The organism is Citrobacter sp. wls757 (assembly GCF_005280935.1).
GTDB lineage: Bacteria > Pseudomonadota > Gammaproteobacteria > Enterobacterales > Enterobacteriaceae > Citrobacter > Citrobacter portucalensis.
On sequence record NZ_SZWU01000006.1, the window covers coordinates 35279 to 46790 of the forward strand.

The 11512-nt window shown below is 53.6% G+C and carries 11 protein-coding genes; 4 read left to right on the forward strand and 7 right to left on the reverse strand.

The features are described 5' to 3' along the window. Window positions 1–65: 65 nt before the first annotated feature. Entirely contained in the window at window positions 66–728 is a 663-nt protein-coding gene (gene ytfE / locus FDW94_RS00585) for an iron-sulfur cluster repair protein YtfE (RefSeq protein WP_003025690.1), read from the reverse strand. A 244-nt stretch (window positions 729–972) separates the two neighbouring features. Between ytfE and FDW94_RS00590 the strand changes: the two genes are divergently transcribed. Continuing rightward, window positions 973–2544, forward strand: a complete 1572-nt coding sequence (locus FDW94_RS00590) for a methyl-accepting chemotaxis protein (RefSeq protein ID WP_137376963.1) — start codon at window positions 973–975, stop codon at window positions 2542–2544. A 68-nt stretch (window positions 2545–2612) separates the two neighbouring features. On the opposite strand, the gene FDW94_RS00595 is transcribed toward FDW94_RS00590, so the two are convergent. From FDW94_RS00595 to FDW94_RS00605, 3 genes are all read right to left on the reverse strand, one after another. Continuing rightward, entirely contained in the window at window positions 2613–3578 is a 966-nt protein-coding gene (locus tag FDW94_RS00595) for a DMT family transporter (protein WP_048236274.1), read from the reverse strand. A gap of 76 nt (window positions 3579–3654) precedes the next feature. Continuing rightward, a complete protein-coding gene (locus FDW94_RS00600; protein WP_137376964.1) occupies window positions 3655–4479 on the reverse strand; it encodes an AraC family transcriptional regulator in 825 nt (274 codons plus the stop codon). Between the two features lie 81 nt (window positions 4480–4560). Continuing rightward, window positions 4561–5409 carry an SDR family oxidoreductase gene (locus tag FDW94_RS00605; protein ID WP_137376965.1) on the reverse strand — a complete coding sequence of 283 codons (849 nt, stop codon included), beginning with the start codon at window positions 5407–5409 and terminating at the stop codon, window positions 4561–4563. A gap of 89 nt (window positions 5410–5498) precedes the next feature. On the opposite strand from FDW94_RS00605, the gene FDW94_RS00610 reads away from it, so the two are divergent. Beyond that, the gene (locus tag FDW94_RS00610) at window positions 5499–5879 is read left to right on the forward strand and encodes a helix-turn-helix domain-containing protein (protein ID WP_032934267.1); all 381 of its coding nucleotides are present in this window, start codon (window positions 5499–5501) and stop codon (window positions 5877–5879) included. 47 nt (window positions 5880–5926) lie between these two features. On the opposite strand, the gene FDW94_RS00615 is transcribed toward FDW94_RS00610, so the two are convergent. Next, on the reverse strand, window positions 5927–7870 hold the full coding sequence (locus FDW94_RS00615; RefSeq protein ID WP_137376966.1) for a bifunctional 2',3'-cyclic-nucleotide 2'-phosphodiesterase/3'-nucleotidase: 1944 nt from the start codon (window positions 7868–7870) through the stop codon (window positions 5927–5929). 188 nt (window positions 7871–8058) lie between these two features. Here FDW94_RS00615 and cysQ point away from each other — a divergent pair, with 188 nt between their 5' ends. After that, window positions 8059–8799, forward strand: a complete 741-nt coding sequence (gene cysQ / locus FDW94_RS00620; protein WP_008786026.1) for a 3'(2'),5'-bisphosphate nucleotidase CysQ — start codon at window positions 8059–8061, stop codon at window positions 8797–8799. Here cysQ and FDW94_RS00625 read toward each other — a convergent pair. Further along, window positions 8789–9346, reverse strand: a complete 558-nt coding sequence (locus tag FDW94_RS00625; RefSeq protein WP_048236270.1) for a YtfJ family protein — start codon at window positions 9344–9346, stop codon at window positions 8789–8791. The two genes, cysQ and FDW94_RS00625, sit on opposite strands and share 11 nt — an antisense overlap. Before the next feature lie 328 nt (window positions 9347–9674). Between FDW94_RS00625 and FDW94_RS00630 the strand changes: the two genes are divergently transcribed. Further along, window positions 9675–9881, forward strand: a complete 207-nt coding sequence (locus FDW94_RS00630; RefSeq protein ID WP_003025710.1) for a DUF1107 domain-containing protein — start codon at window positions 9675–9677, stop codon at window positions 9879–9881. Between the two features lie 66 nt (window positions 9882–9947). On the opposite strand, the gene FDW94_RS00635 is transcribed toward FDW94_RS00630, so the two are convergent. Continuing rightward, on the reverse strand, window positions 9948–11288 hold the full coding sequence (locus FDW94_RS00635) for a hemolysin family protein (protein WP_003830418.1): 1341 nt from the start codon (window positions 11286–11288) through the stop codon (window positions 9948–9950). Window positions 11289–11512: the final 224 nt, after the last annotated feature.

Genomic DNA, 11512 nt, shown 5'->3' on the forward strand with positions numbered 1-11512 from the left:
CGCCTTATCAGGCCTACGTTCGAGGTCGTTGTAGGCCCGGTAAGCGCTAGCGCTACCGGGCTTTTTTATTCACCTGCGAGGGCACGCGGGAACAACACATTGTTTTCCAGGCTGATGTGTTCCATCAGGTCGTCGATCATCTCGTTAATGCCGTTATACATGGCTTTCCAGGTAGTGCAGGCCTCTGGTGGCGGCGTGACGTTATGGGTGATGTGTTTGATCACTTCTACCAGTTCACCCGCATCGTCATGTTCGCTTTCCATCACGCTGATTGGCCCCATCGCCTGGCTACCCATGCCCTGTTTGATCATCGGGAACAGGATCTGTTCTTCTTTCATCATGTGGCTGGACAGCTCTTCATGCAGCATGGTCAGGTTTTTCGCCAGACCGCGCGGTACGTTCGGTTTGTCTGCGTGAACGCGTTCAACTTTAGTGGCCTGCAGGATCAGCTCCGGCAGCTGTTCGCGGTGTCTGTCGTGATAACGCACGATGATATGGTCGATGATTTCAGCCAGAGCCACGGTACGCCAGTCTTTCTCCAGCGGCTGTTCAGCCAGCTGCGCGAGCTGCGCCTCAATAACGTCTAAATCCAGCTCTTTACGCGCGGCAGCGCGTGCCAGCGTTTGCTTACCGCCGCAGCAGTAATCCATATCGTATTTACGAAACAGGGCCGAAGCGCGAGGAATAGAGAGCGCCAGTTCACCTAAAGGTTGATCGCGATAAGACATTGCCGTTACCTCATTCTCAATAATATAAGATGTATTTTAAATGCAACTTATGGCGAAGGATATAACCCTTTCGGGGTGGGGTGTTTTGTGATGAGCGTCACGAAAATTTCTTATCTCGTTAAGATGCTGAATCTTATTGGAAAGGAGAAGTACGGCGAAAAAAGCCGCACGACAGGATTAAATAAGCGCACGCCGCTGCCGATAGTTAGACCTCAGACAATACCTGCATAATAAAAGGCTACAGATGTTCAAACGAATCAAAGTGATAACCTTACTTATCACCGTGTTACTCGCGCTGGGCGCAATGCAGCTCATCTCCGCGGGCGTCTTTATTGGCGCACTCAATAACGATAAGCAGAACTTTAACGTGTCTCAACTTTCCAGCCAGAACGTGGCCGAGTTTACCGATGCGTGGATTAGCCTGAACCAGGCTCGCGTCACGCTCAACCGGGGCATGCTGCGTTTACAGGGAACGATGGCCAGCGAGATTAACGGCGGTCAATTGAAGGAGCTGGTGAACACGGCAAATCGCCTGTTGGCCGAATCGAAAGAGCATTACGATAAATACTACGCTCTGCCGGAAACGCCGGGGCTGGATGAGCATCTGGCCGATCGACTGGAAGAGCAGTACGGCATCTATTCTGCGACGCTGGCAAAAATGAACGCGCTGCTGGCTGAAGGAAAGCTGGAAGAGATGTTCAAGCAGAATGCCGAGCAAAAGCAAACGGCCATGCAGGAAGTTTATCGGCAATGGCGTAGCGCGCAAACGGCGCTGGCCGCTGCCGGAGTGCAGGACAATGAGAGTGATTACCAGAAGATAATCTGGCTGCTGTCCGCGGTGATGCTGATTGTCGTCACCGTGATTATCGCCAGTTGGCTGGCGATGCAGCGAGTGCTGCTCAAGCCGCTCCACGAGGTGATGGGACATATTCGCCACATTGCCGCAGGCGATTTGACGCACCCCATCAGCGCCGATGGCAGCAATGAAATGGCGCTGCTGGCAAGTAACGTCCGTGACATGCAGCAGGCGCTGGCGAATACGGTCAGCGTGGTGCGTGACGGGGCCGATACCATCTATACCGGTGCGGGTGAAATCGCCGCAGGCAGTAACGATCTCTCTTCACGTACCGAGCAGCAGGCCGCCTCTCTGGAAGAGACCGCAGCCAGCATGGAACAACTTACCGCAACCGTGAGACAGAACGCAGATAACGCGCGTCAGGCGACCAGTCTGGCAAAAAATGCTTCACAGACGGCGCAAAAAGGCGGAACCGTGGTTGATGGTGTGGTGCGTACGATGGATGAAATCGCCACCAGTTCCAGCAAAATCGCGCAAATTACCAATGTTATCGACGGCATTGCCTTCCAGACCAATATTCTGGCACTGAACGCGGCGGTGGAAGCGGCGCGTGCGGGCGAGCAGGGGCGCGGATTTGCCGTGGTCGCAGGCGAGGTTCGGACGCTGGCGCAGCGTAGCGCTCAGGCGGCGAAGGAGATCAAAGCGCTGATAGATGACTCAGGGAATCGGGTCAATGCCGGTACGGCGCTGGTGCATGAAGCGGGCGAAACGATGGCGGAAATAGTTAGCGCTGTGACCCGCGTGACCGACATCATGGGGGAGATTGCCTCAGCTTCTGATGAACAAAGTCGGGGTATCGATCAGGTAGGCCAGGCGGTTGCCGAAATGGATCGCGTCACGCAGCAAAACGCCTCGCTGGTAGAAGAATCCGCTTCCGCCGCTGCTGCGCTTGAAGAGCAGGCCGCGCGGTTGAACCAGACGGTAGCGGTGTTTAAGGTGTCGCGCCGGATGGCGGCGTAAACGCCTTATCCGGCCTACATGAGATCGTACAGTCCTTGTAGGCCGGATAAGCAGTGCCATCCGGCACATTATGATTGTGAAACCACCACGACGCTCGGTTTCTGCGGCTTGGCTCTGACGGCTATCACCACCCCAACCATCAGCAGCGCAATACCGCTAACCGTCAGCAGAGGTGGAAATTCCTGACGCAGAATAAAGGTGTACAACAAACCGGCCAGCGTTTCGAAGACAATCAGCGGGCCGAGGATCACCGTCGGTAATTTTTGGCTGGCGACGTTCCAGCACAGTGCGCCAACCCACGAACACAATACCGCAATGGCTATCATCAGACCGATAAACACGCCCGGACGCGGACCGAAGGGCAGAGCGAAGTCCGGTGTTTGCCCGTTCAGCCACAGGCAGGCGGCAATGTAACCGAGCAGAGAAACGGGCAACGTTACCAGAGCCTGGGCCGTCGCCCACATCATCGGGTGCTTATCCGGATTCTCGCGCAGCCAGCGGGCATTACGCAGCGCATACCATGCCCAACACACCACCGAGACAAGCGCCAGCGCGATGCCGGAACCATAACGCCAGCCACTAAAGTCTGGTAACCCCTGATTCAGCTCCGAGATATTCACGCACAGCAGTCCTATACCAATCAATACCAGCGCAGGCGACAGACGCCACCATGATAATTTGCCGTCACGCTGGCTGTAGAGCAGGTTAGCGAAGACCGGGATCACCACCGGCAATGTACCAATAATCATCGTGGAGACCGGTGCGCCGGTGCGCTGGATGGCGCTTGCCAGGCAAACGTAATAAATCAGATTCCCCATCATTGTTAGCGTCAGCGCAGTTACCCAGTCTTTCCGCACGAGTTGACGCAGGCGCGCACGTCCCAGCCAGGCAATCGGCAATGCGATCAGCCCCAGCGCCAGATAACGCCCCATCGACTGCAATACCGCCGGGTATTCCGGTACGATCAGCGGTCCAACAAAAATTAATCCCCACATCAGCCCGGCCAACAGGGCATACAACACACCGCTAATCATTTTGGACATCCACATCGTTTAACAATACGTCGAGTGTAGGCAGGAAAAATGCTGCCGTATTGTATGAGATTGCTGATCAACGCCGGACGACTTGTTTCTGATAACGTACCGGCGTAATGCCGTAGCGATGGGTAAACGCGCGGGTGAGATGCGACTGGTCGGTGAGGCCGGTTGCGGCGGCGACCTCTGCGGCGGGCATACCGTAAGTGAGAAAACCTTTGGCTCGCCACAGCCGGATCGCCATCAGCATCTGGTGCGGCGTGACGTGGAAATGAGACTTAAACTGGCGCTGAAAATGCCAGGGACTCAGCGATGCAACCCGCGCCAGCTCGTCGAGCGTGACCGGATGCATATAATTATCATGCAGATACTCGCGTGCCCGTTCAAAGCGATGCGCCCCCTCCGGCAATACCGGCGCATGGCGGGCCAGCGGCTGGAACGTGTCGATCAGATCGAGTAGGAGTCCTTTTTGTGCCAGCGGATCCTCCGTGTTCCACAGGCCGTGGATCAGCGAGCAGATCTGGCGCGAGCGCAGCGGATCGTGACGCGTTACGTCATGAAACCACCAGTGGCGGATCCCGGTGACCTCTTCCAGAAGGTCGGGTTCAAGGTAAATCATCCGATAGCGCCAGCCGTCGGCGGTTTCGGCTTCGCCGGTATGCAGCTCATCGGGATTCATGGTGACGACGGAATGGGCGGGGGCAACATACTGCGTGCCGCGATAACGAAAACGTTCGGCTCCGGCTTCTATCGCGCCAATGCCAAACGCTTCATGGGTGTGCGGCTCGAAAGCGTAACGCGAGATGTGTGCATGATACAGCTCAACGCCCGGCACCTGCGCCAGATGGCGAAAGCGGGCGCTGTCTTTCTCATCAATAAACTGCTCAGGTACACCTTGCACGTTTTCTCTCCCCACGCATCATCCTGTCATTATCAGAGAGGATGCGCGGGGATGCCACCACAATTAACTAATTTTTAACACTTACACGATGCCTTTGACGCTGTCAGACAACGAGGTGGTCGGGCGACCAATCAGTTTGCTCAGCGTATGGCTGTCGTCGAACAGACCACCTTTGGAGGCGCCAGTGTCTGAGTCAGCCAGCATGTCCGCCAGCCCGGCAGGCAGGCCTACACCTTTTAGCGCGGCGGCAAAATCTGCTTCGCTCAGGTTCTGATACACCACTTTTTTACCGCTCTGTTTTGCCAGCTCGGCAGCCAACTGGCTCAGGGCCCAGCCTGCGTCGCCCGCCAGTTCATAAGTTTTACCGGCGTGACCGTCTTCACTGATGACGCGCGCGGCGGCAGCGGCATAGTCGGCGCGGGTCGCTGAGGCGATTTTGCCTTCACCTGCAGCCCCGATAAACACGCCATGTTCCAGTGCAGCCGGTGCGCTGGCGAGATAGTTTTCGGTGTACCAGCCGTTACGCAGCAGCGCGTAGGCGATACCGGATTCAGCCAGCATCTTCTCGGTTGCCACATGCTCATCAGCCAGCCCCAGCGGGGAGGTGTCGGCGTGCAGCAGGCTGGTGTAGGCGATGAATTTCACGTGCGCGGCTTTCGCTGCGTTAATCACGTTACGATGCTGCGGGGCACGTTGTCCCACTTCGCTGGAGGAGATCAGCAGTAGCTTGTCGATACCCTGTAAGGCAGCCGTCAAGGCGGCTTCATCGCTGTAATCCGCCTGACGAACGGTAATGCCCTGCTGGCTAAGCGCCGTCGCTTTAGCGGGATTACGCACAATTGCCACGATCTGGCTGGCAGGAACGGTTTTCAGCAGAGATTCAATAACGTATTGGCCCAGTTGGCCGGTGGCGCCGGTAATCGCGATCATGGGTGACTCCTTGGTATTGGTCTTGTGTTTAATCACGCTAACACCTAAACTAACTTTTAGTAAGTACGTACAAAAAGGTTAGTATGAAAATGACAGCTTCGACGCTCTCTCAGCAGTTACGCGATGGCAACTTGTTTGCCGAACAGTGTCCCTCCCGTGAGGTGTTAAAACACGTCACCAGCCGCTGGGGCGTGTTGATTCTGGTGGCGCTGCGCGACGGTACGCACCGTTTCAGCGATTTGCGCCGTAAGATGGGCGGGGTCAGTGAAAAGATGCTGGCGCAATCCTTGCAAGCGTTAGAGCATGACGGGTTTATCAATCGGGTGTCGTATCCGGTGGTGCCGCCGCACGTGGAGTATAGCCTGACGCCGTTGGGTGAGCAGGTGAGCGATAAAGTCGCCGCGCTGGCGGACTGGATAGAACTGAATTTGCCGCAGGTTTTAGCGCAGCGGGACGAACGGGCTGCGTAGTTTTGTAGGCCGGATAAGACGCTATTGCGCCGCATCCGGCACGAAAATTACTTACTTAAATCCAGCTGATAAATAGCGAAACCGATGTCATCGGTCGCGACTTTCTTCAGCGGATACTGGCCTTGCTCTTTAATAAATGCCGCGGCTTTATCAGACGGTGATGTTTCAAAGCGAATATCCAGTGGTGTGTCGCTATGAATTGGCGCCAGACGCCAGTTGTTATCTGCCGCCGGGTGAATTTCACCGGCACGCTTCGTCTCAGCACCAATCCACGCGGCCAGCACCGAGCGGTTTTCATCCGGAGAGGCAAACGCGATGTGGCTGTCACCGGTTCCGGCAAACTTACCGCCGTAGGCGCGGTAGTTGTTGGTCGCGACGAGGAAGGTGGCATTCGGATCGATTGGTTTGCCGTTAAAGGTCAGGTTTTTAATACGTTCCGCTTTCGGGTTAATGGTCTGACATTCACCGTCGTAGCGAGCAGGTTGTGAAACATCAATCTGATAATTCACGCCGTCAATCACGTCGAAATTATAGGTACGGAAGCCATCCCAGTTAATCAACGACTGTGGTTTGCTGCTGTGGATATCAATCTGATTGAACTGCCCGGCAGAACATTCCAGCCACTCTTTCACCTCTTTACCGCTGGCTTTCACCACCACCAGAGTGTTGGGATAGAGATACAAATCAGCGGCGTTACGGAAGGTTAACTGACCTTTTTCGACTTCTACGAAGCTTGCCGGATCGTTCTTGCGTCCACCGACCTTAAACGGCGCGGCGGCGGAAAGTACCGGTAGTTTTGCCAGATCCGGATCGCCCTGAATAAAGTGTTCTACATAGGCTTTCTGCGCGTTGTTCACTACCTGTACGGTCGGGTCATCCTGTACCAGCGCCAGATAGCTGTACATGTTGTCGGCGGATTTACCGATCGGTTTGCTGACAAACTCACGCGTGGCGTCGTGATCGGCTTTCAGGATCTCAACGATTTTTTTGTCTTCTGCTGCCAGTGATTTTTTGGCTGCGGCGTCATAGATCGGACGCGCCTCGGCTTTCGCCTGAGTGACCTGCCATTTACCGCTGTCGTTATTCAGCACTAAATCCACCACGCCCAGGTGATCGCCCCACATACCCGGCATCACCGCAGGAACCCCATTCAGCGTACCTTTTGTGATATCTGCGCCTTTTATATTGGCAAAGTCTTTACCTGGGAAGACGGCGTGAGCGTGACCAAACATAATGGCATCCACGCCCGGTACTTCGCTGAGGTAATAAACGGAGTTTTCCGCCATCGTTTGATATGGGTCGGCAGAAAGCCCGGAGTGAGCAACCACCACCACGACATCGGCGCCTTTTTCTCTCATTTCCGGAACGTATTTGCGTGCAGTTTCCGTAATGTCGTTCACCGTGACTTTGCCGCTGAGGTTGGCTTTATCCCAGGTCATAATCTGCGGTGGCACAAAGCCGATATAGCCAATCTTCAGCGTCTGCTTGTTCCCTTCCTTGTCGACCACCTCAGTGTCTTTGATCAAGTAAGGCGTAAACAGCGGCTTTTTGGTCTTCACGTCGATGATATTGGCGTTAACGTAAGGGAACTTCGCTCCGGCCAGCGCGTTGTGCAGATACTCCAGACCGTAGTTGAATTCATGGTTGCCGAGGTTACCCACCGCGTAATCCAGGGTATTCAGCGCCTTATATACCGGGTGAGTTTCGCCCGCTTTCAGCCCCTTGGCCGCCATGTAATCCCCGAGCGGGCTGCCCTGAATCAGATCGCCATTATCAACCAGCACGCTGTTTTTGACTTCACCACGCGCAGCGTTGATCAGACTTGCCGTACGTACCAGACCGAATTTTTCAGTCGGTGTATCTTTGTAATAATCGAAATCCATCATATTGCTATGCAAATCAGTGGTTTCCATTATACGCAGATCGACGGTCGCGGCATTGACGCTGGCTGCAATCAGCGTTGCCAGAAGCGTTGCACTAAACTTAATCATCAGGGGCATCCTTTTAAGATCTAAGCCACAAAAGAAAATGTATATAAATCTTCTTGCTTACAGAACTGTGAATCATGACATGAATATAGCGTTTAAAACCGCAGACGCTATCACAGTTGGCGGATCCCCTGACGATCGGGTATAAGTAAAACAACGAGTTAACACCACTGACAGAAACGAGGTGGAGAATGCTAGAACATGTATGCCAGCTTGCACGGAACGCGGGCGATGCCATTATGCAGGTCTACGATGGAATCAAACCGATGGAGATTACCAGCAAGCAGGATGATTCTCCGGTCACGGCGGCAGATATCGCCGCACATACGGTGATCCTCGAAGGATTACTGGCGCTGACGCCGGATATTCCGGTTCTGTCTGAAGAGGCGCCTCCTGGCTGGGATGTTCGCCAGCATTGGCAGCGCTACTGGCTGGTGGACCCGCTGGACGGGACCAAAGAGTTCATTAAGCGTAACGGTGAATTTACCGTCAATATTGCGCTGATCGAGAAAGGAAAGCCGGTTCTGGGCGTGGTTTACGCGCCGGTAATGAAAGTGATGTACAGCGCAGCAGAAGGTAAAGCGTGGAAAGAAGAGTGCGGCGTACGCAAACAAATTCAGGTTCGTGACGCGCGTCCGCCGCTGGTGGTCATTAGCCGCTCGCATGCCGACAATGAGTTAAAAGAGTATCTGCAACAGTTGGGCGAGCACCAGACCACCTCGATTGGTTCATCGCTGAAGTTCTGCCTGGTGGCGGAAGGGCACGCACAGCTGTATCCGCGTTTTGGGCCAACCAACGTGTGGGACACCGCCGCTGGCCATGCCGTTGCCGCCGCAGCCGGAGCGCACGTTCACGACTGGCAGGGGAAACCTCTGGATTACACCCCACGTGAATCGTTCCTCAACCCCGGCTTCCGCGTCTCTATTTACTGAGTAATTTGTGCAGCAGGGCAATTACCTGCTGCACCTCTTCCTGCGTTAATGCACCATCTTTTGCCCACTGCACGCGTCCGTCCTTGTCGAGTACGACGATAGCGGAGCTCTCTTCATCCAGCTGCCAGGCTTTACGCGCAATGCCATTGCTGTCGACAATAAATTGCGACCACGGGTAGAGCTTCTTATTGCTCTCCAGACTGCTGCGCACAAACATACCGGAGCCGGGAATGGCGTCATCCGTGTTGACGATAGTGGTGGTCTGGTATTTGTCGTGCGGCAGGTTGGCGGCTTTGATTGCCTCGATCAGCGTCGCATTTTTCTCTTTGGCGGAGGTGCGTCCGGCAATGTGTTGCACAATTCGCACTTTGCCTGGCAACTGCGCGCTATTCCAGCTTTTGTAGCTAAACTTATCGTTATCGAGAATCAGTTCGCCGCGATCGGCGATCCCCACCGGCGGTACGCGCTGGTCAATCTCAAACTTATGTGCGGAGGCAATCATCGGCAGTAGCAGGCACGACAGCGCCAGCAGTTTTCGTAAGGTCATAGGTTTTCCTTCTTTCTTTTATTTTGCAGGTGATCCGACCACTTGGGTCTGGAATTTAATCATATGTGCGAATGATGCTTTTTCCCGCAAGCGCGATGCCAGTTTGCGGACGGGCGCACAAATCCTGCGAAAAATGAAGGCTTATACTGAAGTCAGCGAAGCGTTGAAAAGATAATTCTGAATAATTGTAACTTGAAGGTAAATAAACTTATACACGCTGGAAACATCAACGAGATAGTCTATAGTCATAGGGCATTAAAATTTGCGCCTGAGGATTGTCGGACCGATTGTGGTACCGCAAAGGCGTAATGCTCAGCAGGAGACAACAATGAAAATTTTCCAACGATACAACCCGCTGCAGGTGGCGAAGTACGTGAAGATCCTGTTTCGTGGACGGTTATATATCAAGGATGTAGGCGCTTTTGAATTTGATAAGGGTAAGATTCTTATCCCAAAAGTGAAGGACAAACTGCATTTTTCCGTGATGTCCGAAGTTAACCGTCAGGTCTTGCGTCTGCAAACTGAGATGGCTTGATCAAAGTGCTATGCAGTAGTTAAAAAAACGGCTCCTGATGGGAGCCGTTGATGTTTCTGTAAGGCGTTAAGATGCCTTTGCCTCTTCTTTTGCATCTGGCAGTTTTGGTACCAGAACGGTAGGTTTACTGTCCAGACGCGTCACCAGCAGCTGATCGATCTTGTAGTTATCGATATCCACCACTTCAAATTTGTAACCTGAATACTTCACCGAGTCGGTGCGTTTCGGGATTTTACGCAGCATGAACATCATAAAGCCGCCGATGGTTTCATAGTTGCCGGACTGCGGGAACTCGTCGATATCCAGCACGCGCATTACGTCATCAATCGGTGTACCGCCGTCGACTAACCATGAGTTTTCATCACGTGCCACAATCTGCTCTTCCAGACCCTGACCTACCAGATCGCCCATCAGCGTCGTCATAACGTCGTTGAGGGTGATAATCCCCACCACCAGCGCGTACTCGTTCATGATGACGGCAAAGTCTTCGCCTGCGGTTTTGAAGCTTTCCAGCGCTTCAGAGAGCGTCAGCGTGTCCGGGACGATCAGCGTATTGCGGATCTGTACGCCGCTGTTCAGCGCCATGCTTTGGTTTGCCAGTACGCGGTTGAGGAGATCCTTTGAATCAACATAACCAATGATGTGGTCGATATCTTCGTTACACACCAGGAATTTGGAGTGCGGATGTTCCGCCACCTTGTTCTTCAGGCTTTGCTCATCTTCATGGAGATCGAACCAGATAATATTCTCGCGCGAGGTCATTGAAGACGGGACGGTACGGGATTCCAGTTCGAACACATTTTCAATCAGCTCATGCTCCTGCTTGCGCAGAACACCCGCCAGCGCACCCGCTTCGACCACGGCGTAAATGTCGTCCGAGGTGATGTCGTCTTTACGCACCATTGGGATCTTAAACAGACGGAAAATGTTGTTTGCCAGACCGTTAAAGAACCACACCAGCGGGCGGAAGACCAGCAGGCAGAAGCGCATCGGGTTGATGATACGCAAAGCCACAGCTTCTGGCGCAATCATACCGATGCGTTTCGGGGTTAAATCCGCGAACAGGATGAACAGGCCAGTAACCAGCGAGAACGACAGAATAAAGCTTAACTGTTCGGACAGCTCTGGAGTGAAGTACTTCGAGAAAAGGCTGTAAAACGCCGGGGAGAATGCTGCATCACCGACGATACCGCCGAGAATGGCGACCGCGTTAAGGCCAATTTGCACGACGGTAAAAAACATGCCGGGGTTTTCCTGCATCTTCAAAACACGTTGTGCGTTTACGTTGCCTTCATCGGCAAGCAGTTTAAGTTTTATTTTGCGTGATGCAGCAAGCGAGATCTCAGATATCGAGAAAAACGCACTCACGGCGATCAGGCAGAGAATGACTAAAATACTGTTTAACATATCTTATCCGACCGTTCGGGTCAGATCCTCGGAAGGGAGAAGTTGATACTCGTCGTCTTTCAAGCTGCAGGTGCGTTAGCTGCACTCATTCACCCCAGTCACATAGTTCTCTATGCTCCTGGGGATTCACGAGTTTGCCGCCTGCCTGCAACTCGAAATCCTTAGAGTATAAATCCAATGGAATATTCATTGAAAACCGGCTCGTGGAAGTGAGCCGGTAAATT